The sequence below is a fragment of the Thermotoga maritima MSB8 genome (genome assembly GCF_000008545.1).
GTDB classification, from domain to species: domain Bacteria; phylum Thermotogota; class Thermotogae; order Thermotogales; family Thermotogaceae; genus Thermotoga; species Thermotoga maritima.
This window is the reverse complement of the sequence record NC_000853.1, coordinates 1349552-1374264: the sequence shown is the minus strand read 5'-3', so window position 1 is coordinate 1374264 and position 24713 is coordinate 1349552. Positions and strand designations below refer to the sequence as shown.

Genomic DNA, 24713 nt, shown 5'->3' with positions numbered 1-24713 from the left:
CGTGACAATAGAAGAGATCGCCAGAATCGTAGAAGGAGAGATCCTTTGTGGAAACAAAGATCTGAACATAGAAAGAGCCGTTGCCACAGATCTCATGAGTGATGTTCTCGCGTTTGCTGAGCCGAACGTTCTTCTGATCACAGGACTTCACTCTCCACAGGCCGTGCGAACCGCCATGGTGGTGGGGATACCCGCTGTTCTCTTCGTCAGAAAAAGAGATATTCCTGAGACTATAGTCAATTTTGCGAAAGAATGCAACATCACCGTTCTTGCAACGAATCTTTCCATGTTCGAAACTTGTGGCAGACTTTACATGAACGGTTTGAAGCCCGTCAGGAGAGCGATAGAATGAGCGTTTCCATCATAGACAGATTGCAAGCCATCTTCCAGGATGTCAGAGTTTCCGAGTTCATGAATCCGGACGTTATATACGTAACACCGGACAAGACACTTCTTCACGTGAAAGAGATTATGAGGATAAAGAGGATCTCAGGTGTGCCCGTAGTGGATGACAAAAAACGGGTAGTGGGAATCGTCAGTTTGGAAGACATCATAAAAGCCCTTGAGGGAAGTTACATAAAAGACAGTGTTGAAAAGCGCATGACGAAGAACGTGGTATGTCTGAAAGAAACAGACACCCTCCAGGACGCCGTCAAGACCTTTGAGAAATACGGTTATGGGAGATTTCCCGTTGTCGACGATGAGGGAAAACTGGTGGGGATCGTGACAAAGCACGACATCATCTATTTTCTCCTGGCAAAACTCGGTATCATGTATCTGCACGACAAAAGGATGGAAGAAGTCCTGGAAAAAGGAACTTCACTGATCACGGGAGAAGTCCTGGAAAAAGGAAAAGCGGATTTTGTTTTCCACATAGATTACTTCGATGTGAACATGATCGGGATAGGGGCTTCCAAATTGAAGAGGTTTCTCCTGGAGCGAGGAGTGGATGAAGAACTGGCAAGAAGAATCGCAATAGCTACTTACGAAGCGGAAGCAAACGTTGTCATTCACAGCGAATCCGATGGGTACATATACTGCTTCATCGACAATGAGAAAATCACGGTGAGGGTAGAAGACAGAGGAAAAGGGATAGAAAATCTGGAACTCGCGATGAGAGAAGGCTATTCAACGGCTCCAGACCACATCAGAGAGCTCGGCTTTGGTGCAGGGATGGGGCTTCCAAACATGAAAAGGTACTCCGATAAAATGGTCATCATCTCAGAAGTGGGAAAGGGTGTAATCGTTGAGATGGTGTTCTTCAGGAGGGATAGAGGTGAGGATAAGGGAGATAGTGGAAAAACTGGGGCTTGAACATGTGTGCGGTGATCTGAACACGGAAGTGGAACACGGTTTCACCTGTGACCTTTTGAGTGAAGTGCTGGGGAAAGCCCAGCCTTCGACACTCTGGATCACAGTGCAGTCTCACGTCAACATAATAGCGGTTGCCACGGTTGTCGGAATAAAGGGAATCGTTCTCTGTGACGGTCACGAATACGAAAAGGACACTGTGAAGAAGGCAGAGGAGAACGGAGTGGTGCTCCTTAAATCTCAGGAGAACTCCTTCATAGTTTCTGGGAAGGTGTACGAGCTGGGGTTGAGATGAAGGCGGATTTACATGTGCACACGTGTCTGTCACCGTGCGCAGATCTGCTCATGATACCGCCCGTTGTGGAGAGGGCATCGGGAGATGTACAGATTCTCGGCATAGTTGATCACAACAGCGCAAAAAACGTTCCTGCTTTTCTGAAAATGAAGAAACTCGTTGTCCCTGGAATAGAGATACAGACGGTGGAAGATGTTCACGTGCTCGGCTTTTTTTCCGATATCGAAAGCGCATTGAAAGTCACGAAGATCGTTTACGAACATCTTCCATCGGTGAAACACGATCATGAGAAAATGGGCTATCAGCTCTTTGTAGACGAAAAGGGGAATTACACGGGCTACGAAGACGTTCCACTCGGTTTTCCTTCAGATCTCACACTGTCTCAGGCTGTAGAGCTGATTCGATCATTTGGAGGGATACCGGTTTACGCGCATGTTGAGAAGAGATTCGGTGTTCTCTACCAGCTCGGTTTCTTTCCAGATCTCGAGATTCCTGTTGCTGAAGTGGTGAGTAGAGAGGGAAAAGAAAATGCCCAGAAAAAGAATCTCAGGGTGATAGTGACATCGGACGCCCATTTTCCCTCTGATATAGGAAGAAGGTACATCGACATATCAGGAGCGCCGAATTCACCCGAGGAAGTACTGAAAAAGATCCTCAACAGCGAATACACACTGGGAGGTGTTCTGAATTGGTAAGGGTGAGATTCGCACCGAGCCCCACTGGCTTTCTCCACGTTGGAGGAGCTCGAACCGCTCTGTTCAACTTTCTTTTCGCACGGAAAGAAAAAGGAAAGTTCATCCTCAGAATAGAAGACACCGATTTGGAGAGATCTGAGAGGGAGTACGAAGAGAAGCTCATGGAATCTCTCAGGTGGCTTGGTCTTCTGTGGGATGAGGGACCGGACGTGGGAGGAGACCACGGTCCATACAGGCAGAGCGAGAGAGTGGAGATATACAGAGAACACGCTGAAAGGCTTGTAAAGGAGGGGAAGGCCTATTACGTTTACGCTTACCCTGAAGAGATCGAAGAGATGAGGGAGAAACTCCTCTCTGAAGGAAAGGCACCACACTACTCCCAGGAGATGTTCGAAAAGTTTGATACTCCCGAGAGAAGAAGGGAATACGAAGAAAAGGGTTTGAGGCCGGCTGTGTTTTTCAAGATGCCCAGAAAAGACTATGTGTTGAACGATGTGGTGAAAGGTGAAGTTGTGTTCAAGACAGGAGCAATTGGGGATTTTGTGATAATGAGAAGCAACGGTCTTCCCACCTACAATTTCGCCTGTGTGGTGGATGACATGCTCATGGAAATAACACACGTTATCCGTGGAGACGACCATCTCTCAAATACACTGAGACAGCTCGCTCTCTATGAAGCGTTTGAAAAGGCTCCCCCCGTTTTTGCGCACGTTTCCACCATACTGGGACCCGATGGAAAAAAACTGAGCAAGAGACATGGAGCCACTTCTGTGGAAGCGTTCAGAGACATGGGATATCTTCCGGAGGCGCTTGTCAACTATCTGGCACTTCTTGGATGGTCTCACCCAGAGGGTAAAGAACTCCTCACTCTCGAAGAATTGATTTCTTCGTTTTCTCTGGACAGGCTCAGCCCGAACCCTGCGATTTTCGACCCACAGAAGTTGAAATGGATGAACGGTTACTATTTGAGGAACATGCCGATTGAGAAGCTCGCAGAACTGGCAAAGCCGTTCTTTGAGAAAGCCGGGATAAAAATAATCGACGAGGAGTACTTTAAAAAGGTATTGGAGATCACAAAAGAGAGAGTAGAGGTGCTTTCAGAATTTCCTGAAGAGTCCCGCTTCTTCTTTGAAGATCCAGCACCTGTTGAAATACCAGAAGAAATGAAAGAAGTGTTTTCACAGCTCAAAGAAGAGCTCCAGAACGTTCGGTGGACCATGGAAGAAATCACACCTGTCTTCAAGAAGGTACTGAAACAACACGGTGTAAAGCCCAAAGAATTCTATATGACGTTGAGAAGAGTTCTGACTGGTAGAGAAGAAGGTCCTGAACTCGTCAACATTATTCCTCTTCTTGGAAAGGAGATCTTTTTGAGAAGAATAGAAAGATCTCTGGGGGGATGAGAATGAACATCCAGAAACACGGAGAAGACTGGAAAGGTACAGTTGTGATCGTACACGGTCTCGGTGAACACTCCGGGAGGTACAGAAGACTTGTGAGAGAATTCGTTTCAGAGGGTGTTCAGGTGGTCACATTCGATCTACCAGGTCACGGCAAATCTCCCGGAAGAAGAGGGCACCTTCGTTTTGATGACGTTTTTAAAATATTGAACGAGATCACGAAAGATCTGGAAAGGTTCGTGCTCTTTGGTCACAGTCTCGGTGGATTGATAGCTATCAGATTCACTCAGATTTTTCAGCCAGAGAACCAGAAAGGGTTGGTGGTGTCGGCCCCCGCTATCCTGCTTCCAGATACCCATTCTCCGGTCCTTGAATTCATGGTGAGGTTTCTGTCCTTTTTTGTTCCATTCCTCACGATGAGCAACGGGATAAACCCGAGCGATCTTTCCAGGAACAGAGAAGCGGTGGAAGCGTACATAAGAGATCCCCTCGTTCACGACAGGATCTCTTTCAAGCTCGCTTCAGATATGCTCTCCCATATGAAAAAGGTTCTCAAAGACGCTGAAAGGATAAAGGTTCCTGTTCTCATTTTTCACGGAACTGATGACAGGGTGGTGTCTTTTGAGGGAAGCAAGAAGTTTTTCGAAGCACTGAGCACAGAGAAAAAACTGGTGAGCTTTCCTGGAGGATACCATGAACTTTTTGAAGATCCAGAGCACCAGAAAGAGTTTTTCAAAACGATAGTCGAGTGGAGTCTCGAAAAACTCGGAGGGAAATAAGTTGAAGGAGTTCAGGAAGATCTTAGAGGACAAAGCTTTTTTCTTCACGACACTGTACATATTGATTTCATTTCTCGTATTCAAGATTTTCCCGGATGTCTTTGCAGTGATTGTGTTGATGGTGTTCTTCACGCTCCTTTTGGATCCGGTCATTCGTTTCCTGGAGAAGCTGAAATTTGGAAAGTACTTCTCCAGGGTAGCAGCACTTCTTCTCTTCTTTTTCGTGATGGTTTATTCGCTTTACATGATCATTCCTCCTGTTTTCAACGAGTTTGGGAGTTTCATCGAATTCATGACAAAAGTTTTTGAAAGCAAGATATGGAAAGACTACATAAAATCTCCTGAACTGATGCCGGTGTTCGATAAGATCATGAATTTTCTTGAACCAAAGCTCACAGATTTCCTGAACTATGTCTTTTCGCTTGTAACAACGAATTTTGTCTCTGTTACCACGATAATTGTTTTCACGCTTTTCGGACTCGGCTACACCGTGTTCTATATTCGCGAAATAGCCAGCTTCTTTGTTCTCATCTATCCAAAGAGTGTAAGAGCGGAAGCGAGAGAGTTTTTCCGTGATGTGTACGCGAGTATGGGGAGGTACATAAGGGTCATCTTCATAAATGCTGTGATAATAGGACTCTCTTACTGGATTGTTTTCGAAGCTTTCAACTTGAAGTACAGCGCCATCATAAGCCTCTGGGCTTTTGTGACCAACTTCATTCCAATCGTTGGAGTGGTCCTGGAATACATCCCTGTACTTCTTTTTTCTCTCACTCTCGGTGTGAAAGGTGTTCTTCTCATAGCACTCTTTGCGATCCTCATACATGCCGTTGCCTTCGTTGTCTTCATTCAGCTGATGAAAGGCCTCGAAAAGCTGAATCCCGTTTACATAATCTTGTCCATCCTGTTTTTTGGGAAACTCTTCGGATTGTTCGGATCTTTTGTGGGAGTGCCGCTCGCTCTGTTTTTCAAAGTCTTCTGGAGGAAATTTCTCAGGCCCCTTTTTGAGGCGGGGTGAGAGTTTTGAGAATTATCTTCATTCTTCTTCTACTGATACCTTCTCTTCTAACTATGGCGCTATCCCTTGAGGAAATAAAAAGCCTTTCGAAGACGAATCTGGACAATGCCATAGATCTTTTTCTCGACTACATGAAAAAGCACCCCTCTGATCCAGAATTAGAAAATGTTGGAGAGTTTCTCTTTGCCAAAAAAAAGCTCGTTGAAAAACACCCCTCCCTCTCTCGGGAAATCATCTCAGAAGACTTTCATGGTCTCCTTGAAAAACTAAGAGACACAGAAGAAATGTTCTCCGAGGAAGAGGTTCCCCTGCTGGAAGAAATCTTTCCGGAGCTGAAGAGTTTTGCTGAGAAACTGCAAGACGTGGAGGAATTTCTCTCTTCACCATTTTTCTGGAAACTCGGCATCAGTTTGAAAATAGAAAACCCCGAGAAGTTCGCCGAAGATCTTGTGAACAGGTTTCTTGAAGATCCTTTCGTGTTCTCATTCGAGGTGGTGGAGGCTCTCTCGAAGGTGGAAAATGCCGAAGAAATAGCCTACCATCTTGTGAGAAAAGCAAAGGAGATACCTCTGAAAGAGGAGAGTTACTCCTATATTCTGAGACTTTTTGAAGTGGCACATCACTTGGGATACAGTGAAACAGACGAACTCGAAGAACAGATAAAGAAATACTTTTCCATCTCTGCAAAGGTGAACGCCTCTGGGAACGTGGAAGAGATCCTCGACGAGTACGAACAGCTCACCATTCCCAAGGAAAAGCTCAGAGAAAAACTGGCCGCTGTTTCAAAAAAGTCGAAGGTGTCTGAAGAGAAAAGAGGTAGATATTACCCGTTTCTCCTGGTTCTTCTTGCTCTACCGTTTCTTTCTGCTCGATTCAGAGCGTCTTTTTACAGGAGAATCGGCATGAAAAAAAGAGCAGCTTCGATTTATTTGAAGCTGCTCCAGAAACAGCCGGAAAACGTGAAGCTTCGATTGAAGCTCGCCCGTCTTTACGAAGAAATCGGCATGCACGAAGAAGCGATGAAAGAGTACGAAATCATAAAGAAACTCTCTTAAGCCTGGACCCAGTAGTTCGGAGATTCTTTCGTTATGATGATGTCGTGTGGATGGCTTTCTTTCACTCCAGCTGGAGTGATTTTCACGAAGACTGCCTTTTCCTGGAGTTCTTTTATTGTTCTGGCACCGATGTATCCCATACCGGATCTGAGTCCGCCCACAAGCTGATGCACCACGTCTTTTACGGTTCCTTTGTACGGCACCATACCCTCTATTCCTTCGGGGACAAACTTGTTTTCCCCTTCCTGACCGTATCTGTCCGCACTTCCAGATCTCATAGCGCCAAGGCTTCCCATACCTCTGTAGGCCTTGTACTTTCTACCCTGATACAGTATCGTTTCTCCCGGTGCCTCTTCGGTACCGGCAAAGATACTTCCGACCATGACACTCTCGGCACCGGCTGCAAGTGCTTTCACAATGTCTCCAGAGTATCTGATTCCTCCATCCGCTATGATGGGAACGTCGTACTTTCTCGCAACTTCAGAACATTCCATAACGGCTGTGAGCTGCGGAACACCAACACCAGCTACCACTCTCGTTGTACAGATCGATCCGGGACCCACACCTACTTTCACAGCGTCCGCTCCCGCCTTTATGAGCGCCTCCGTTCCTTCCGGGGTCGCCACATTTCCGGCCACTACCGGCAAATCCGGGTAGTCTGCTTTTATCATCTCGAGGGTCTCTATCACTCTTCTGGAGTGACCGTGAGCGGTATCTATGACGATCACATCCACACCCGCTTTTACGAGCTTTTCCACCCTTTCCATGGTTTCAGGACTCGTTCCAACCGCTGCACCCACGAGAAGCCTTCCCTTTTCGTCCCTCGCCGCGTTGGGATGTTCTATCACACTCATTATGTCCTTGATGGTGATCAATCCAACGAGCTTGTTGTCTTTTGAGACGAGGGGAAGTTTCTCTATTCTGTGCTGGTGGAGAATTTCTTTTGCTTTTTCGAGGGAGATGTCTGGAGGGGCCACGATGAGCTTTTCTCTTGGTGTCATCAGATCTTTTATCTTCTTTGAAAGGTTCTTTTCGAACCTGACATCTCTGTTTGTGAGCAGGCCAACAAGCCTTCCCTCCTCGTCCACAACGGGAAGTCCACCTATTTTGTACTCTGCCATGAGATCAATTGCTTCTTTCACCGTCATATCCGGGGTTACGGTGATAGGATCGTATATGATGCCGTTTTCGGTCTTCTTCACGATCGATACCTGGCGCGCCTGTTCATCGGGAGTGAGATTCTTGTGAATGATTCCAATGCCACCTTCTCTTGCAAGAGCCTTTGCCAGAGCCGCTTCGGTCACTGTGTCCATGGCGGCACTCACAAGTGGTATATTTATTCGTATCTGTCTTGTGAGCCTGGTGTCTATTTTCACGTCTTTTGGAAGGACTTCGCTGTACTGTGGAACAAGCAGCACATCGTCAAAGGTCAGGGCTTCTTTCATCCAATCCCTCCTCAAACGATCATCTCGTGTTTTTCAATAATCTTCCCGGACTCAGGTCCTATTCCGAACACGCTCCAGTTACCCGCAATAAATCTCTCGTAGGCCCTTCTGTAGTCTTCTTTCGAAACGTTCTTTATTCTCTCGACCCTTTCCTCTATGGTCTCCAGAGAGTCATTAGAGAGATCATCGATCACGAAACTCATCATGCCGGCTGGATTGTCTGTGACCATATCGAGCTTTCCAAGGTATCTCATCTTTCCGTATTCGAAATTCTTCATGAAAAGAGATTCATTGGAGAGAACGTCTTTCATCTTTGAGAAGAACTCATCTATCTTTTCAGGAGAAAGAGCCGCGTACACGATGATGATTCCTGTTTCCTTCAGCGCGTAGATCTGGGAGAACACATCGTAAACGAAGCCCTCTTTCTCCCTTATTTCGTGGAACAGAATGGAGCTCATTCCACTTCCCAGTGCGGTGTTGAGAGCATAAAGCGGGTATATATCTTCACTGATTCTTCCACAAATGGGTCTTGCCATGGCAATGTGTACCTGCTCCAGGTCGTTCCTCACGATGTATCTGGGTTCCGTGTGTTCGAACGAAGGTGGAGGTGGAAGAGGATCTCCTGGCTTGTTCCTTTCTAATTCGCTCAATTCTTTTTCCAGAAGAGAAAGGTAGTCATCGTTTACTTTTCCAGCGAGGATGATTTTGGTATCCGGAAGATTGTAGTTTTTCCTGTGATACTCTCTGAGATCTTCCGACGAGATCTTCTCAATAGTTTCCTTCCTTCCAATGATGGGCCTTCCGTAGGGCCCGGGCCAGACAGTTTCCACCAGAGTATCGAAGAGTTTACTGGTTGGATCATCCTGGGACATCTTGTACTCTTCAAGAATGATCTTTCTCTCTATCTCGGTGTCTTCGGGAGAGAAAATGGGATAGAAAGTTATCTCTTTCAACACGTTCAGCGTTTTTCCGAAGTGAAACTCCGGAACTTTTGCATAATAAGCGGTGGCGAGTTTATCGGTGAAGGCATTGAGAGTTCCTCCAACCACTTCTACGGTGTACTTGAGAGAAAAGTGATCGTAGCTTTTTGTTCCCCTGAAAGCCATGTGTTCTATGAAATGGGAGATCCCCGCAAGTTCTTCTGGTTCGTGAGCGGATCCCTTTTTAATTAAAAAGGCGCAGGAGATCGTCCGCGCCTTGTCGAATGGTATGGTGAAAATCTCAATTTCGTTTACTGTGTGTCTTTCCATGCTGAGTGTTTTCCCCCTCTGTGACACGTTTGAACTGCAGTCTTCCGAGGTCGTCTATGTTGATCACCTGTACCTTTATGGTATCACCGACTTTCACCTTTTTCAAGAACTGCCTCATATCTTCTCCTACTTTGCTCTGATGAAGGAGGCCTATCTTACCTGGTCTCACCTCTATGAACAGTCCGTAAGGTTCTATCCTTGTGACCTTTCCTTCCAGAACTTCTCCCACTTCTATTTCTTTGGCTATTTCCCTTATGAGTTCGATGGCCTTGTCAACGTTTTCTTCAGAACTTCCAACGACCTTGACGAGGCCTGTTTCGTCGTCGATCTCCACCTTCACATCGAAGTCTTTTATGATCTTCTTTATCACTCTGCCTCCAGGTCCTATGACATCTGCCACTTTTTCTGGATCGACCTTGGTTACCTTTATGATCGGTGCATACTTGGACAGATGCGGTCTTGGAGCAGAGATGGTTTCATACATCCTGTCGAGAATGTACATTCTCGCTTCCCTTGCCTGCATGAGCGCTTTCATGAGGAGTTCATCTGAGACACCTGAGACCTTACAGTCCATCTGGAAGGCAGTTATTCCATCTCTCGTTCCAGCCACTTTGAAGTCCATATCACCGTAGTGGTCTTCCATTCCAATGATGTCTGTGAGTATGATCTCGGCGTCTTCTTCAAGAATGAGCCCCATCGCTATTCCTGCAACGTGTTTCTTGATAGGAACTCCAGCATCCATCAGCGCCAGGGATCCTGAACACACCGTGGCCATTGAGGAAGAACCGTTGGACTCCAGGATCTCAGAAACCACTCTTATGGTGTAGGGGAACTCTTCTTCGGGTGGAAGCATGTTCTTCAGAGCTCTTTCTGCCAGATGTCCATGCCCGATTTCCCTTCTGCTGGGACCTCTGAGCGGCTTCACCTCTCCTGTACAGAACGGAGGAAAGTTGTAGTGCAGCATGAACCTCTTAACGCCTTCTTCGAGGAGTGTGTCTATGATCTGAACGTCCATGGGAGCGCCGAGAGTAACGATACCGAGACTCTGTGTTTCCCCTCTGGTGAAAAGAGCAGAGCCATGTGTTCTCGGGAACAATCCAACCTCGCAGGAGATGGGTCTGATCTCGGTCGGTTTTCTCCCGTCCGCTCTGATACCCTTCTCCACTATCAATCTCCTCATTGTTTTTTTGACGGCATCTTCATAGAGTTCCGAGACAAAGGGTTTGATTCCTTCCAAATCGGTTACGGACAATTTTTCTGCAATCTGATTCAGAAGCTGTTCTTCGTACTCTTTGAGAGCCACTTCTCTTTCCTTCTTCACCTTTACGAGGATTCTTCTTTCCAGTTCTTCTTTGTTTAGAAGATCTTTGAAAGCCTCAACGAGGCCTTCAGGTGGTGTGGGCTCGACAACGGGGATTTTCTCCACGTTGAACTCTGAGAGAATCTCTTCCTGGAAATCGACTAGTTCTTTTATGACGGAGTGGGCGAATCTCAAGGCCTTCACCATATCTTCTTCTGTTACTTCTTTTGCTTCACCTTCGACCATGGTGACAGCGTCTTTTGTTCCAGCAACGGTGATATCCATCAGACCCTTTTCTATGTCTTCCTCACTGGGTAAGGCTATGAACTGTCCGTCTCTGTAACCAACCCTAATACCCGCCACTATACCTTCAAACGGTATCTTTGAAACGTTCAATGCGAGGGACGCGGCAAAGATTCCCACAACGTCCGGTGGAACGTTCGGATCCACCGAAAGCACGGTCACGATAACCTGGACCTCGTTTCTGAGTTTTTTTGGAAAGAGAGGCCTTATCGGTCTGTCGATGAGGCGGGCTGAGAGAATAGCGGATTCGCTGGGTTTACCTTCCCTCTTTATGAAACCACCGGGGATCTTTCCGGCAGCGTAGAACCTTTCCTGGAACTCAACGGTGAGAGGTACAAAGTCGATTCCTTCCACTGCTTTGTCTGAAATGTTTGCGGTTGCCAGAACAACTGTGTCACCAAACCTCACCAGGGCTGAACCACTCGATTGTTTCGCTACTTTTCCGTACTGAACTACGAGTTCTCTTCCAAGGATGTTACGTCGCCATTCCTTCATATTCCTATCACCTCTACCCAATCAATTTAAATCAGGAAGCGGGCAACAAGCCCGCTTCCCCCTCCTTAGAATTTTATTTCCTGATTCCTAACTTGGCGATGAGTTCTCGATAAACTTCCGGTTTCTTGTGTCTCAGGTACTTCAACATTTTTCTTCTTCTTCCGATCATCTTCATGAGTCCTCTTCTGGAGTGGAAATCCTTTGGATGCTTTCTCAGGTGCTCTGTCAAATGTTTGATCCTCGCAGTGAGAAGAGCGATCTGCACCTCAACGGATCCTGTGTCGTTCTCGTGGATCTGGAATTCCTTGATGATTTCGTTTTTCTTTTCAGGGTCGAGAGACACCACCGAACACCTCCATTTTATCAGTCTCCGCCAGCCCAGGTTCTTCCCCAGACTGGGGTCAAGGATGATTATACCACAAAAACATACCCCGGCATGTGCCGGGTTGTGGAGCGGGCGACGGGATTCGAACCCGCGACCCCCAGCTTGGGAAGCTGGTGCTCTACCAGCTGAGCTACACCCGCTCGTTCGTTGATTATTTTATCATACATTGGGGAAACCTTTCAAGAGTTTCTCCCTCTTGACAACCTAACGGGGTGATGCTATATTATAAAAACGGGATTAGACGGTGCGGGGTGGAGCAGTCTGGCAGCTCGTTGGGCTCATAACCCAAAGGTCGTGGGTTCAAATCCCACCCCCGCTACCAGATCGATATGAACAGCCCGGCCGTTTTGGCCGGGTTATTTTGTTTTTATGGGTTCTTGCCTTAAGTGTTCGTGGATAGAAAAGGATATGACTGTATCCAGTGAAAGAAAACGAAGGCATGAGAACGGGGTAAACCAGAAAAGGTTCGTATCCATTCAAGGGAAGACTCCTTTTTCCCAGTGTTCTACTTTTCCCTCGATGATCAGAAACACAGGACTGGCGTGGATATCCTTTTCGCTTTTCAATGTTTCATATCGCTCTGGATCTCTTTTCTGAAGTTTCTTGAGGAGGTGGTGAAACTCATATTCAAGTTGGCCCTTCGTGACCGGGATCTTTTCCTTGAGTTCCACTACCTCTATCTTCCTGATGTCAAAGCGGTAGCCCCTCCTTTCCGCTTCCCTCTATACCTCAAAGAGGTAGGCGTTTATGGCCTTTAACGGCTCTGAATGGTTTTTAAAACGTTCAAGCTGCGGGTGGTTTCTGTACCCCCTGGTCTTTCCTTCGAGCACTTTTTTAGCCAGTAAACTTTCCCTCCAGAGTGCCACGAGCCCTTTGGCGTCAAGGTATTTTGGGTGGAGCGACCAGAGACGCAGGTTCTCACCTCCACAGGTATGGTACTATGCTATAGCCCGTCCAGAAGAGCGGGCCGAGGTTCAGAAGAAAGTGTGGTATGAACGTGAAAACCATGTTTCCGGACTGACGCCATACCACTATGTGGATGAACCCTGAAATGGTCGTCATCAGCACAAACGCCACCCCAAAGAATCCCTCGGGACTTGCTACATGGAGGAACTTTGTCCAGAACATCGTGTGTATTAGCCCCACGAAGGCGGCGAAGAACACCAGGCCTGCAAGCGATATCTGAGCCTGGGTTTTTCAGGGTACAGGTCCCATGAATCAAACAGGTAGAGCCAGAGTATCTGTTCGGTCGAAGCATTCACCGGAGCCCACAAAAGTGCCGTAAGGAGAACACCAAACCGGTCAACTTCCTCAACTCTAATCCGTGCCTGGTAGGCAAAGAATAGGGCCGTGAGTATTACAAGGACGTTCACATAGAACCACTTGGGAGGCTTTTTCGGGAAGGGTGTTCCATAGCCTACAACGCCTCTTCTCAGCTTCACAAGGCCCCAGGCGAGGGAGTAGTAGATAAGCATGGGAATGAGGACCCCGCTCAGATCATAGAGCCATCCCGCCACAGCAGGGAGAGAGAAGGCTATTACAGCTGAAAGCAGGAGGTCAAGGTGCTTTGGTCTCCATGAAGTCGGGTCATAGGTTTTCACTCCGGACATCTCACTGACCTCCACCAAACAGGAAATCAATCAGTTTCTTTTCCTTATAAAGCCTTTTGCGAAACTCCATTATGGGCAGGTCACCCTGGACGAGGACATCTTTCCTTATGTCCCTCTCCTGGGTCTCCACAACTCTCCTATCCTGGTGGAGGATTATCCTGTTTAAGGGCATGCTTAAACGGGCTATGATGGAATCAACGGGTTTCAATCCCGTCATTTTCACGTAAAAGCGGAGGTATATCATGGTTTTCTGCCTGTCCACGGGAACAAAAAAGGCTACCACTCTCGTACCTTCACTTATGTGGTTCTGCCAGAGGTTGGGAAATATGAACTCAAGGTAAACCCTCGACTCCTCCCCGCTGAGTTCCTCGGGTCTTTTGACCCTCTGCCCCCTATCGACCTCGTTGAACACGTAAAAAATGAAACTGTCTTCGTCTATCCACTTGACGACGGGGCCGTGGACCAGGGTCCTGTTTCCCCGGCCTATGGTGGTTCTGTGGACGAAAGGTAGGTGCATGACGTCGAGCTGGTTCTCAACCGCCCTCGGGAACGGGACGTTCCAGAGCTCCCTGAACTCCGCATAAGCGAAGTCCTCATCTATATCATCGAAGAACTTTGGCTCCTTCTCTGGCTCTCCTTCTCCGGACCAGAGCCATATTATGTTATTTTTTTCGTAAACCGGGTATGAATTAACCCTAAATCTATCAGGAACTTTGTAGTTCTTCCCGAGGGCCGGTATAAGCCTCACCCTGCCGTTACCGTCGTACTCAAACCCGTGAAAGGGGCACTGGATTCTATCGTTTATAACCTTCCCCGCTGAGAGCCTAGCCCTCCGGTGCACGCAGAAGTCTTCCAGGGCGTAGACTTTTCCCAAGCTGTCCCTCCAGAACACCAGGTCTCTCCCGAGTCGCCTAACTCCAACGGGTTTTCTCCTCACCTCATTCGATGAAAGAACTGCAAACCACATTGAAGACACTTCTTGCGGCGCCCCCCCATCGTCCGTTGTTTGTTTTTTCTTAATGATACCATAGTTTTGGAATTGGAAAAAACGAGAGTGATCTCAGAACGGTCGAATGAGGAGGTGATTGTGGTGATCAGAAAAACTGTGAAGGGTACAGACGGCAGAGAGTACACTTTTGTGGCAAAAGAAGGAACGTTTGAAAAGCTTACAGGGCTTGGTACGACCATCAGAGGGCACATACCTGGAACGGACTCTCCTTTCTACGGCATTTTAGAAGACGGAGAAGAAGGCCTCAGAGCCTGGATTATGACGTTTCGTGTTGTAAACCGTGTTCCCATCGACAGTGAGACAGAAGAAGAACTTGTTCGTCTCTTTTTACCACTAGTGGAACGAAGAAGAATAGACCGTTCTATCCTGCTGTACGTTGAATGAATAGGGAAGCCCGGTCGAAATGGCCGGGCTTTTTGTTTTTTATGGGTCCTCACCAAATTGTTCCAGAGTTGAAACACAAAGAAACGGACTATAACTAGTGGAAGGAGGTGAGGTCATAATAGCCAGGGTGTATCAGAAAAGGGCAAAGCTCATATCCTGTACTGGTGAAATATTATTTTTTTGTTGAGGCAGAAGGGAAAAGAAGCTTTTAAAGAATTCTTTGCTTTAAGGTTTGAAGTGAGAAGATTTTGCATATCAGGGGCTTTGTGATACAATACCACCAATTAAATAGTAAATGAGGTTTTCAGAAAGCCTGGAGAAATCGACAGAGTTCACTTAAATGGTGTAAGGGGGGTGTTTTTATGAGCAAGATGTTTATCACTGTGTTCTTTGGTATAATGCTTGTTACTGTTTCTTTAATTTGCATAGCTGAAACTGCGCCAGAAATTATTTGGCAGAAAATTCTTGGTGGATCCAGTGATGATTATGCTTTTTCAATTCAACAAACACCCGATGGTGGGTATATAGTGGCTGGATATACCGAGTCAAACGATGGAGATGTCAAAGGGAATCATGAAAACGGTGACTTTTGGATAGTAAAGCTTGATAAAGATGGAAACATAGAATGGCAGAAAACTCTCGGTGGATCCAATTGGGATTGGGCTTTTTCAGTTCAACAAACACCCGATGGTGGGTATATAGTAGCTGGATTTACCTGGTCTAATGATGGAGATGTTAGTGGAAATCATGGCTCGCTTGACGCTTGGATAGTAAAGCTTGACAAAGATGGAAACATAGAATGGCAGAAAACCCTTGGCGGATCCGGAAATGACTGGGCCACTTCAGTTCAACAAACAACCGATGGAGGTTACATAGTGGCTGGAGGAACCTATTCAACCGATGGGGTTATCCGAGGAAATCATGGATCACTCGATGCTTGGGTAGTAAAGCTTGACGGCAATGGGAACATGCAGTGGCAAAAAGCACTGGGCGGATCTGGTTCGGATAGTGCTTGGTCAGTTCAGCAGACAACAGATGGAGGATACATAGTGGCTGGATTTACCAAATCAAACGATGGAGATGTGACTGGAAATCATGGAAGCGCTGATTTTTGGGTTGTGAAGCTTGGTTGGCAGTGAGGTGAGCCTTTGTGGCTTACCTTTGAATCAAAGAAGTTTGGTGGGAGATGATACTGAAAGAGTGACGAGATATTATTCAGTTCCTACACGCATTTACTTTGTCAAACAAGATAAAGCAAAATCACTCACAACCAAAGAAAAGGAGTAGTAATGCTCCTTTTCGTTATTTTATTATTAGGAGTGTTTGGTATCACGGTCCTTTGATTACACTCATTGATGCTGGTAAACAGATCTTCTTGATATTTCAACCGCTCACCCCTCAAACCTCTGAAGAGAAATCAGCACGCCTCCTGCGATGAGCGCCATGGAAGTGGTTATGAAGATGTGCGCCGTTGCAACGTAACTGGAGAGAAATCCAAAGAAACCATAGGAAACGGGCAGTAGCGAGAAAGATACGGCTGAGATCAGGGAAAAGATCTTTCCCCTCATTTCCTCCGGTATTGCCAGTTGAAGCAGTGTGATAACGTTTATGTTGAAAAGGGTTTGAAAGATTCCAATGAGGAAATACATGGCAAACATAAGCCAATGGTTACCCGTCATGGCAAACACGAAAACAGCCAGCCCGTACCCCACCAGATTCAAACCCAGGGTTTTCACGCTGGCTCTTGTTCTTATCGTTGCCATCAGAAATGTGACTATCAGTCCCCCAAACGACAGCATACTCATCAACGTTCCATAGACCCACTCGCTCTTTCCCAGTTTCGAGACGTGTTCAGGTAGCAGAACGTGCATTGAACCTGTGAAGAAGTTCATGATGGCAATGACCAGTATCGTCACCAGGATGAACCTCACCGATCTTATGTACAAAAGAGCAGATTTTATGTCCTGCCACATATTTCTTTCCTTCGACACTTTCTTCAGATGCTTTTCTTCAACCTTTATGAACATCTCAAAGATTCCTGAAATCAAAAAGGACAGAGAATTTATGAGAATCACTCCTGCAAGTCCCACTACCTTCAGAAGGAGGCTTCCAAGGGCAGGTCCAAGTATTTTTGAGAGGTTCTTCAGCAACCTGTAGAGTGAATTCGCCCTGACCAGGTTTTCTTTTCTGACCAGATCGGGAAGCAGGGAATCAACTGCTGGATTGAAGAAAGAATCGAACACGGAGACAAGAACGGTGACGATCAGAAGAAGCGCCATCGTTAACTCTGAGAAATATTCCATGAGAAACAGATACATGAACAGAACTCCCCTGAGAATATCCATCACAACCATCATGTTTCTTCTGCTGTGCCTGTCCACCACCGTTCCAGCGAAGGGACTCACTATTATGGCGGGAAGAAAAGAGGATATCATGAAGAGGCCCACGTATTCGCTCGAGCCGGTTTTCGAGTAGAGCCACCATGCCAGTGCAACTTGATAGATCCTGGTGCCGATCAGCGAAACGAACGAACCGGAGGCGAAAAGAAGGAGGTTTCTGTTCAACTCCTTTCACCTCCTCTACACGTTCTTCAGTCTGAAGGTGTAGGTGCTGACACTGAGATTGAAGTCTTCAAACCAGTATACGTAGAGACAGTAGGTCTTGTTGATTCTCTGATCTGTCCTTTTCAGGGCCACCTCGACTTCGAACTTTTCCTCCCCACCAGGCTCAAGCGTGAAGACCTGAAAATCTCTGCTCAAATAAATGTTTTCCATTTCACTTCTGTTCTCACACCACAGGTTGAAACACACCAGGTTGTTCGTGGTGTGGGCATTTTCATTCCAGACTTTCACGTAGAAGATCTTTCTGTCGGGTTGCTCGTGAACAAGGACTATCTCAGGATACTTCGGGGGATGAACGCTCTCGGTGTCGAAAACGTTGTGACAGTTGCTGCAAAATCCAGAGTATCTTTTCATGGGTACGAGAGTGTTTTCGCTCTCTTTTATTGACAGGTAATTACCACAGTACGGACACCTGATGGTTTTGTGAAGGTCTTCTTCTGCACATCTGACCGTCATGTTTTCGCCGTACACCTCTATGAAAAACTTCGGATTCTGTGAAAGAAGATGATCGGCCAGAAGGTTGTAGATTCTCTCCTCCACTGCTGACAGATTCTTACTCAATCTGTGCAAATCGAAGTTTTTCAGGTTTCTGTTTGCTTCGTCCAGAACCTCCGTTTGCTCGTTTATCTTCGAGAAGTAATCGTGAACCTGATTCTGAATCTTCTTGTGCCTGAATCCCAGAAGTTCCAGTTTTCTCATGTTGAAATATCTTTTTGAATACACATCTTCTCTTAGCCTTTTCCCCACTCCGAAAACAATTCTCAACGGCCCATTCACTTCTTCCCATGAATACAAAAAGAGTTTGATACTGTTTTTGAGCGGATAGGGTATCACCGAGTAGAACACGTCCTTCCTTATCTCGTCGCTGGAAAACACATAGAACTGCCTTTTCAATACTTCATTGAGAATATCCTCTCCTGCATGAATCTCTAAAAGCCTCATCCCAGCAATTCTGTCGATTTCTAAAACGATCTCGCTTTTCCCCATTCTCAGCCTGTCCACTTCCAGTTTTTCTGGAATGGTCACCTTTGCGTTTGGAAAGCCGTAGAGTATGTACGGAAGGTAGTCCGAGCAGTGGTTGTAGGAGTTCGTGTTCAGAATGTAGAGCACTTCTCCTGCCTCGAATCCGTGAGAGATGAGATGATGGAAAAGAAGAGCCTCACTGTTATAGCCTTGTTTTGGCCTGTAAGAGCTGATGAGGACCTTTGCGTTCTTCAAAAAGTTCATTCCAACGTTTATGTACTCTCCCTTCTCTGAGGTGGAAATGAGAGTGCTTGAGCACGAGTCCATGAAGATACACTCAGCCTGAACATCCTGAGCATAAACCCTCTCATATTCGCAGTTCTGACAGTCCGGGAAGTATCTGTAAATCTCTTCCAGAGGGATGTCTCTGTTGATTCCGCAGATCTTTCCGTCACTCAGATGCAGATGCCTTCTGTTTCCATCTATCACCATGCTCAAACAGAGCTTTTTGTGCTTCACTCTGTCGAAGTTGTCCACCGTGCTTTCGTACCGCGTGAAAACTTCCGCGTTGAGTCTGTGTTTTATACTTTTGTTTTCCTTCCTCAAGATTATAAGATACTGCTGGGGATCAAGTGAGATCTGTTCCTGGTAATTTGCGAGTTTTTCTCTCAGCAGATCGATGGAGAGGGCAGATATGACTCCAAAGTAAATGCCCCTGTCTCTGGAGTATTCATACGCCTGCCTCAGGAAATTTTCCGTCAGCAGTTTTGGATTGCACACGATTATGAAGTCATTTTCTATCTCTTCTTTCCCGTTGAAGTTATCGGGGGACATTTCATGGATTCTGAATTCATCGAGAAAATCAGCCAGTATCCTGGCTGAAAGACCATATTCATCCCCTCTGAAGGCCACAATCTCAAGCATTCGACATTCCCCCCTGATAGTTGGTCGTCGATATATCAATACATCGATTAAAGCATTGAGAACAATTTAACTTACATTCCTCATCTGTTGATATAAAGTTCAAAGCCTTAAAATATTCTTTTAATAGATAATCTTCTGATATTAAAGTTTTCTGGATCTTCCAAGGACAGTATTTATCAATATATTCCTCAAAGTACCAAGCTGCATTTATACCAAACTCATTCAGGAGATTCTCAAGATCACTGACAGTATTGAAGCGTTTGCTATGCAAATAGTGTAGCAAGAAAGCTATTTCTAATCCTCCCCTTGAAATCATTGGTTGGAGTAAAGAAATTGGATGAAACACCGTTGTTTCAAATTTTACAAGCGACTCATTTTCATTTTCATCTTTTTGTCTTTTTTCCACTTTTTCGTCAACAACATCATTTGATATAACCACAGGAAATCCTTCTTTTTTAACTTTCTCTACAATGTAAAGAAATCTGTCCTCAATATTCTTAAGCGACGGAAGTTTCACATACTGGAAAGGAGTGAAAGGTTTAGGATATAAAGGATTTATACCTATTTCCAAGCGCCCATCAGTATTCTTTAGTTTGTTCATTTGATGCCGAACCTTCATTATAAGATCTGCTATCTTATCTAAATCCTCAAATGTCTCGCCAGGTATGGCTAAGATAAAGTAAAGACCGAAATCTGGTATGCCATAGAGGGAAGAGATCCTAACCACTTCCAATATTTCCTCATCCTTTATTTCGTGTTTACCTATTACTTTGCGTAATCTTCCGCTCGTTTCTGGTGCTACAGTTATCTTTCTTTGGCCGGAAATTGCAGCAATCTCTATTATCCGCTTCGACAATTTTTCTAATCTCTGAGAACCGATCCTCACTCTCCCTCCTTTTTTAATGATGTATTCAAGATAATGCTCTACAATCCTAGTTTCTAGTCCTTCATAGAAGAGTTTAATTATTTCCACATTGCACTGATCAATTGCTAGATCAACTATTTTCTTGAATGTTTCCCATCTTAAAGTTCTAGGTGGTTTTAACCTATGCCCCATATAACAAAATCTGCATCTTTGGGTACATCCTCGTCTCACTTCTATAGAAAAAACTCTTTCCTCATAAACGGTATTTTTAGTAACGAATATACTATGTGCTGGATGTTCGTTTATATCAACAGGACTGGTTTGTTTCACCATACCCGTTTGGAAAAAACCGTGAATACAAGGCACGTAAATCCCTTCTATTTGAGAGACAGCCTGCAGGAATTTCATACGCTTTCTTTTTACATTTCGATAAACTTTGTATGAATCTATGATTTTATGAATAGCCTCTTCTGCCTCTCCTAAGACTATGACATCACAAACTAGAGATAACGGCAGTGGATTATAATTAGCTACAGGTCCTCCACCTATTATAATGGGATCGTTCTCTTCTCTGAGAAGATTGATCAATGGTATAGAACCTGCTTTCAATATTTTGAAAGCATTTAACACGATTCCTTCGTATTGAAAACTAATACCTATGAAATCACTATCTTTTAGTTTGAAACCGTATTCGAAAGAGAAAGGCTGATCTTCGTCTGTGTAATACCTATCAACAGCAACATCATCTCTAAGATACAGCTCTTTATACAGGGTCTGGATTCCTAGATTCGGCAAACCGTACTTGTATATGTCAGGAAAAGCCAGAATGAAGATGATTTCATTGCCTTTTAAATTTTTGGAAGGAAGTATTCTTTCTTCTTCCTTGATCTTATAAAGAAGAGAAGTTCTCATGTTTCATCCCCCAAAATGAACCATTTCTTGCCCTTTGTACAAATTTTCATCCTTTACCTCTCACTTGAGCCATCGGTCTTTTTCGCTTCTCCTAAAAAGTATATTAAAAGATATTATATACACTCTCTCAAAAAGTTTGCATTTCGTTCCCTGCGTCTGTCTTGCCATCAGAATCAAAATCCTCCTCAACAACTCAGGAACTTTCCCACATCTGCACGGTGCCAATATTTCTCACCCCCCGCACAGATGCTAAAACACCCTATATGGTTTTCAAGTTTTAAAGAAAATTCTTCAATGATTTGAAAAGAACTTACAGGGCTGTTTTTTAGATCGCAAAATTTCTGTGAACTTAAATAAAAATGATTTTTTACGTACAGCAGAACAAGGGTTAAAAACTCTGATTTCCAGCAGTTGAACCTTTGAAAGTAACCTCACAAGTAGCTGCACTTTTGGGTGCAACCTGAACCTGTTCCGTAATCTCACTTTTCCAGGAATGCGTTTCGTTATCTGTCTTCACTTTGTCAGCGAAAATGATTGTAGACAGGAGAACGAGTATCAAAAAGATTATCATCAAAACCCTTCGCATTCTGATCACCTGTCATCACTTTATCAAACCTTATATGGTTTTCAAGTTTTGGCTGTTCCAAAATCCTCTTTAAAAGCACATTTTCAGCACCAGATTTCATGGGCTTTGAAACAATTTGATTTTTTGGGGTATAACTATAAAGAGGTGATTGAAAATGAAAGGTATTGAGAGTCTCAAAGAAATCTTCAAGTATGGTGCATTTTCTCTCCCGGTCGCCAATTATCTTCTCTGTGAGGGAAACATTCCAGGAGATTGTAAGAGAATTCTTGATGTTTTAAAACTCGCGTGGAAAGGGAACTTCAAAGAAGCGATTCGGAGAGCAGACAAAGCTGTGGAGAACAGCAGGTCTGAAACTGCGAAGTACTTCCTTTTAGCGAACAAACTGGTATTTTTAAAATATACAGGCAAAGTAGATATGAATCTGTACAGGTACCTGAAAAGAAACCTTCCCAAGATGTCAAAATCAATAAGAGATACTGTGATCGTTACTTTAATAAACTTTGAAGCAAGCGGAGTAAAGCCACTGCGGAAGATGAGGGTGTGGAAGAACAACTACAGAAAATCCACACTTTCTTTTTTATATCTCTCCCTGGCAAGAAGGGAAGCAGATTCTGGAGACCTCTCTGAAGCGGTGCACGGTTACATACAGGCTTACAAACTGTCCAGAGAAATTCCCCATCCAACCTGTATGGTTTCCTCTTTGAACGATCTGGCATGGGACATTAAGGAAAAACACCCAAAACTCGCCTACGATCTTTCTAAAGGAGCTGTTTTCTGGCTAGGATACTACAGAGAGGAACCAGGAAATCTCTTTGGAGCCCTGGATACTCTGTTTGTTGTGGAAAAAGACATGGATTCACCGTCTATCCACAGCACTGCACATATCATCGTTTCGCTTCCCGTACCAGAAGATTATCTGTCTCTACTCAAAAAAGCGAAGAAATTTGTGTTGGACTACACAGGATCAACTTATCCGAACACAAGTCAGTTGAGAAGATATGTTGAAAAGGTCGCTTGGAAAGGAAAAACTCTCAGCTCCAAAGGTATCTCAGATATATTGAAAGGGAAAACAAAAATGATTCGTGCAGATACGATAAGAAAACTGTTGACATCTGGTGTTGATACAGGGGCACCTTTTCCTGTCTGGAACGAGTGGATAAAGATGGAGATTGAAAGAAAATACAGGGAGTCGTCAGAAAAGCTTAAAGAGCTCCCCTTTCATCAGAGACAAATCCTTTTTCTTACCACCTACATGGCTCTTCTTGATAGAGAGTTCCTTTCAAGGAAAGAAAAGCTCAAAAAGGCATATACACTCCTTGAAGATATTGAGTCGTTCGCTGATTTCATGGCAAAAGATCACCGGACCATGGAATTTGTTGTTTCAATGGTGAAGGCTCATCCTTTCGTTGAAGGAAGAAAAGAAGCAGTGAAGAGAGCCCTTGCAAGGATGAAAAGAAAGAGACTGGAAAGATTTGTTCTGAGATACATCGAGATGAAAGAGTCAGACAGAAAGCTCCTTGATAGATTTCTGAGGAACTACGGAAGGTACGATGGTGTGAGGTTTGGCATCAGGTTAAAAGGTCCAGAAGTAGTGAGAGAATTTGCAAAAAAGTACTCTCTCAAGGTTCAACCCCTGTTTGCTGCCTTCTGGTGTGAAGAGGATGGAAGAGTGAGAAGAAGACTGGAAAGAATTTTGAAATACATGTTTCTAAATTGAACACGATGCCCTAACTCTTTATGGAATCTGTGAATCCTGTCTCCACTGACCGCTTACCATTCTTCTAAAGAAGAGTGGCTTGTACAGTTGAAGATCTGTCAATCAAAGACTAATTTACCTCAACCTTTGTTAAGTCTATCATAGGAATGAGCACAGGATGAATCCCCATTTGAGCAGTTGTTGTGGCTACGAAAGATCGAACTATAATGAGTAGGTTCATTAAACCATTGTATTTACAAAGTTTGTCAAACAAATCTTCGCTGCTTTCTTCAATATTGGCTTCGAATTTACCTTTTATTCTTACATACATATCGTGAACCTGTACATTTCCTTGCCTTCCTCTTATGTAAACACCTAAAACGATGCTCCTAGAAAAATAATCTTTTTGATGAACTATTTTTCCAAATTCTGGCTCGAGTTCGAGTTGGTAATCAATAAAATTGCCTTTTACTTCTTTTAACTGAAATTTTGCTTCTTCAATGAAGTAACCCAGCATTCTGAAAAAACTCCTTGAAGGGATAATACTATTTTTTTGCTTCATCATGCAGCGACACTCCTTTGAGCTTCAAAAGATGTGATTATTTCTTCAGACACTCCAAAGCCATATCTTGGTGATTTGTTTTCTTCTTCCGGCAGTAACCCAAGAGATATTTTGATTTTACCACCAAGTGCAGCGACTATCTTTGCCAGCACCCTAATAGATATGTTTTTCTCTCCTGTTTCAATTTTTGAAACCATAGACTGGGATACTCCAAGCTTTTTGGCCAGATCTTTCTGGGTCAGGTTGTGCATCTTCCTATAGGCTAGCAGCTGACCTCCTATCTGAGACATCACTTCGATAAAAACTTTTTCCTCTTCAGAATGATGAAATCCCATTTCTTCGAACAATTCAAAAACATCGGAATACTTTTTGAATTCCTTCACCTCCGTCACCTCCTCTTAGATCTTTCACAATATTCCCGTGATCTTTTGTAATCTTTTCTTTGCGTTGTTTATAGCTCTGTCATAATCGCTGCTTTCCTTTTCTAAAAAAGCGCAGAGAAAAACTACATAGTTCTTTTTGGATTTTTCTTTTCCAACCTAAGAGCATATAAATTCACATCACCAATCCCTTTGAGTTTTTCGAAGTAAGGTTGCACTAAGACTTTTTCTCCTTCAATGGCCAGAGTATTTATCAGACTTTCATATTTCGATATCAATTTATCCCTTCTTCGTCTTGGAACATACCTTTTTATCAGTTCTTCGAATTCTTTCTGAAACTCGTCCAATGTTATTATCTCTTTTTTCATGAACACCGTCCTTTCCCCTATACACCCGTTAGCGGTTATAACCTAAATAAGTCATAATTTTACAAATGGACGATTTGTTACAATTCAGTTGACGTGTGGCAG

27 protein-coding genes and 2 tRNA genes are annotated in these 24713 nt (G+C 44.5%); 13 read left to right on the top strand and 16 right to left on the bottom strand.

Features of this window, described 5'->3' with window-relative positions; genetic code table 11:
* Position 1 precedes the first annotated feature (1 nt).
* The 8 genes from TM_RS06865 to TM_RS06830 are packed head-to-tail and all read left to right on the top strand — an operon-like array spanning position 2 to position 6553.
* Positions 2 to 352, top strand: a complete 351-nt coding sequence (locus TM_RS06865) for a DRTGG domain-containing protein (protein ID WP_004081551.1) — start codon at positions 2 to 4, stop codon at positions 350 to 352.
* The gene (locus TM_RS06860) at positions 349 to 1314 is read left to right on the top strand and encodes a CBS domain-containing protein (RefSeq protein ID WP_004081550.1); all 966 of its coding nucleotides are present in this window, start codon (positions 349 to 351) and stop codon (positions 1312 to 1314) included. Before TM_RS06865 ends, TM_RS06860 begins: the two co-directional genes overlap by 4 nt.
* Positions 1277 to 1606, top strand: a complete 330-nt coding sequence (locus tag TM_RS06855; RefSeq protein WP_004081549.1) for a DRTGG domain-containing protein — start codon at positions 1277 to 1279, stop codon at positions 1604 to 1606. Before TM_RS06860 ends, TM_RS06855 begins: the two co-directional genes overlap by 38 nt.
* The gene (locus TM_RS06850; protein WP_010865325.1) at positions 1603 to 2301 is read left to right on the top strand and encodes a PHP-associated domain-containing protein; all 699 of its coding nucleotides are present in this window, start codon (positions 1603 to 1605) and stop codon (positions 2299 to 2301) included. The genes TM_RS06855 and TM_RS06850 overlap by 4 nt, the downstream gene beginning before the upstream one ends.
* Positions 2295 to 3704, top strand: a complete 1410-nt coding sequence (gltX, locus tag TM_RS06845) for a glutamate--tRNA ligase (RefSeq protein ID WP_004081547.1) — start codon at positions 2295 to 2297, stop codon at positions 3702 to 3704. Before TM_RS06850 ends, gltX begins: the two co-directional genes overlap by 7 nt.
* Before the next feature lie 2 nt (positions 3705 to 3706).
* Entirely contained in the window at positions 3707 to 4480 is a 774-nt protein-coding gene (locus TM_RS06840; protein ID WP_004081546.1) for an alpha/beta hydrolase, read from the top strand.
* Position 4481: 1 nt separating this feature from the next.
* Positions 4482 to 5498 carry an AI-2E family transporter gene (locus TM_RS06835; protein WP_004081545.1) on the top strand — a complete coding sequence of 339 codons (1017 nt, stop codon included), beginning with the start codon at positions 4482 to 4484 and terminating at the stop codon, positions 5496 to 5498.
* 5 nt (positions 5499 to 5503) lie between these two features.
* Entirely contained in the window at positions 5504 to 6553 is a 1050-nt protein-coding gene (locus TM_RS06830; protein ID WP_004081544.1) for a tetratricopeptide repeat protein, read from the top strand.
* On the opposite strand, the gene guaB is transcribed toward TM_RS06830, so the two are convergent.
* From guaB to TM_RS06805, 5 genes are all read right to left on the bottom strand, one after another.
* On the bottom strand, positions 6550 to 7998 hold the full coding sequence (guaB, locus tag TM_RS06825) for an IMP dehydrogenase (protein WP_004081543.1): 1449 nt from the start codon (positions 7996 to 7998) through the stop codon (positions 6550 to 6552). The two genes, TM_RS06830 and guaB, sit on opposite strands and share 4 nt — an antisense overlap.
* A gap of 11 nt (positions 7999 to 8009) precedes the next feature.
* Positions 8010 to 9248, bottom strand: coding sequence for a M16 family metallopeptidase (locus TM_RS06820; RefSeq protein WP_004081542.1), 1239 nt, complete (start codon positions 9246 to 9248; stop codon positions 8010 to 8012).
* Complete coding sequence (gene pnp, locus TM_RS06815; RefSeq protein WP_004081541.1) at positions 9220 to 11346, bottom strand: polyribonucleotide nucleotidyltransferase; 2127 nt, start codon at positions 11344 to 11346, stop codon at positions 9220 to 9222. Before pnp ends, TM_RS06820 begins: the two co-directional genes overlap by 29 nt.
* 73 nt (positions 11347 to 11419) lie before the next feature.
* On the bottom strand, positions 11420 to 11689 hold the full coding sequence (rpsO, locus tag TM_RS06810; RefSeq protein WP_008195245.1) for a 30S ribosomal protein S15: 270 nt from the start codon (positions 11687 to 11689) through the stop codon (positions 11420 to 11422).
* Positions 11690 to 11795: 106 nt separating this feature from the next.
* Positions 11796 to 11871: transfer RNA gene (locus tag TM_RS06805), tRNA-Gly, on the bottom strand.
* Between the two features lie 105 nt (positions 11872 to 11976).
* On the opposite strand from TM_RS06805, the gene TM_RS06800 reads away from it, so the two are divergent.
* Positions 11977 to 12053 (top strand) — tRNA-Met (locus tag TM_RS06800).
* Positions 12054 to 12207: 154 nt separating this feature from the next.
* On the opposite strand, the gene TM_RS09700 is transcribed toward TM_RS06800, so the two are convergent.
* Entirely contained in the window at positions 12208 to 12402 is a 195-nt protein-coding gene (locus TM_RS09700; RefSeq protein ID WP_015646166.1) for a hypothetical protein, read from the bottom strand.
* On the opposite strand from TM_RS09700, the gene TM_RS09580 reads away from it, so the two are divergent.
* Positions 12346 to 12489, top strand: a complete 144-nt coding sequence (locus TM_RS09580) for a hypothetical protein (protein ID WP_174375471.1) — start codon at positions 12346 to 12348, stop codon at positions 12487 to 12489. The two genes, TM_RS09700 and TM_RS09580, sit on opposite strands and share 57 nt — an antisense overlap.
* On the opposite strand, the gene TM_RS09695 is transcribed toward TM_RS09580, so the two are convergent.
* The 4 genes from TM_RS09695 to TM_RS06785 form a co-directional block, all read right to left on the bottom strand.
* Positions 12454 to 12597 (bottom strand): pyrimidine dimer DNA glycosylase/endonuclease V, encoded by a 144-nt coding sequence (locus TM_RS09695; protein WP_015646165.1) that lies wholly within the window; start codon positions 12595 to 12597, stop codon positions 12454 to 12456. The two genes, TM_RS09580 and TM_RS09695, sit on opposite strands and share 36 nt — an antisense overlap.
* Positions 12598 to 12649: 52 nt before the next feature.
* Entirely contained in the window at positions 12650 to 12799 is a 150-nt protein-coding gene (locus TM_RS09690) for a hypothetical protein (protein ID WP_158301057.1), read from the bottom strand.
* Between the two features lie 68 nt (positions 12800 to 12867).
* On the bottom strand, positions 12868 to 13341 hold the full coding sequence (locus tag TM_RS06790) for a hypothetical protein (RefSeq protein ID WP_010865321.1): 474 nt from the start codon (positions 13339 to 13341) through the stop codon (positions 12868 to 12870).
* 1 nt (position 13342) lies between these two features.
* Positions 13343 to 14308 (bottom strand): aromatic ring-hydroxylating oxygenase subunit alpha, encoded by a 966-nt coding sequence (locus tag TM_RS06785; protein ID WP_010865320.1) that lies wholly within the window; start codon positions 14306 to 14308, stop codon positions 13343 to 13345.
* 123 nt (positions 14309 to 14431) lie between these two features.
* Here TM_RS06785 and TM_RS06780 point away from each other — a divergent pair, with 123 nt between their 5' ends.
* Both TM_RS06780 and TM_RS06775 read left to right on the top strand, forming a co-directional pair.
* Positions 14432 to 14734 (top strand): hypothetical protein, encoded by a 303-nt coding sequence (locus tag TM_RS06780; RefSeq protein WP_011943902.1) that lies wholly within the window; start codon positions 14432 to 14434, stop codon positions 14732 to 14734.
* Positions 14735 to 15096: 362 nt separating this feature from the next.
* Entirely contained in the window at positions 15097 to 15873 is a 777-nt protein-coding gene (locus TM_RS06775) for a hypothetical protein (RefSeq protein WP_004081536.1), read from the top strand.
* 252 nt (positions 15874 to 16125) lie between these two features.
* On the opposite strand, the gene TM_RS06770 is transcribed toward TM_RS06775, so the two are convergent.
* From TM_RS06770 to TM_RS06760, 3 genes are read right to left on the bottom strand one after another with little or no spacing between them, the layout of a single operon-like run.
* Positions 16126 to 17298: an MFS transporter gene (locus TM_RS06770; protein WP_004081535.1), complete on the bottom strand. Its 1173-nt coding sequence runs from the start codon at positions 17296 to 17298 to the stop codon at positions 16126 to 16128.
* Positions 17299 to 17313: 15 nt separating this feature from the next.
* Positions 17314 to 19242, bottom strand: coding sequence for a hypothetical protein (locus TM_RS06765; protein WP_004081534.1), 1929 nt, complete (start codon positions 19240 to 19242; stop codon positions 17314 to 17316).
* Positions 19235 to 21019: a radical SAM protein gene (locus TM_RS06760; protein WP_004081533.1), complete on the bottom strand. Its 1785-nt coding sequence runs from the start codon at positions 21017 to 21019 to the stop codon at positions 19235 to 19237. Before TM_RS06760 ends, TM_RS06765 begins: the two co-directional genes overlap by 8 nt.
* A gap of 740 nt (positions 21020 to 21759) precedes the next feature.
* On the opposite strand from TM_RS06760, the gene TM_RS06750 reads away from it, so the two are divergent.
* Entirely contained in the window at positions 21760 to 23322 is a 1563-nt protein-coding gene (locus TM_RS06750) for a hypothetical protein (protein WP_015646163.1), read from the top strand.
* 109 nt (positions 23323 to 23431) lie between these two features.
* Here the strand turns inward: TM_RS06750 and TM_RS06745 are convergent, their stop codons facing one another.
* The 3 genes from TM_RS06745 to TM_RS06735 all read right to left on the bottom strand — a co-directional run bounded on the left by TM_RS06745 (position 23432) and on the right by TM_RS06735 (position 24611).
* Complete coding sequence (locus TM_RS06745; RefSeq protein ID WP_010865316.1) at positions 23432 to 23866, bottom strand: hypothetical protein; 435 nt, start codon at positions 23864 to 23866, stop codon at positions 23432 to 23434.
* Positions 23863 to 24246, bottom strand: coding sequence for a helix-turn-helix domain-containing protein (locus tag TM_RS06740; protein WP_004083341.1), 384 nt, complete (start codon positions 24244 to 24246; stop codon positions 23863 to 23865). The genes TM_RS06745 and TM_RS06740 overlap by 4 nt, the downstream gene beginning before the upstream one ends.
* 122 nt (positions 24247 to 24368) lie before the next feature.
* A complete protein-coding gene (locus TM_RS06735) occupies positions 24369 to 24611 on the bottom strand; it encodes a hypothetical protein (protein ID WP_004083342.1) in 243 nt (80 codons plus the stop codon).
* Between the last annotated feature and the right edge of the window lie 102 nt (positions 24612 to 24713).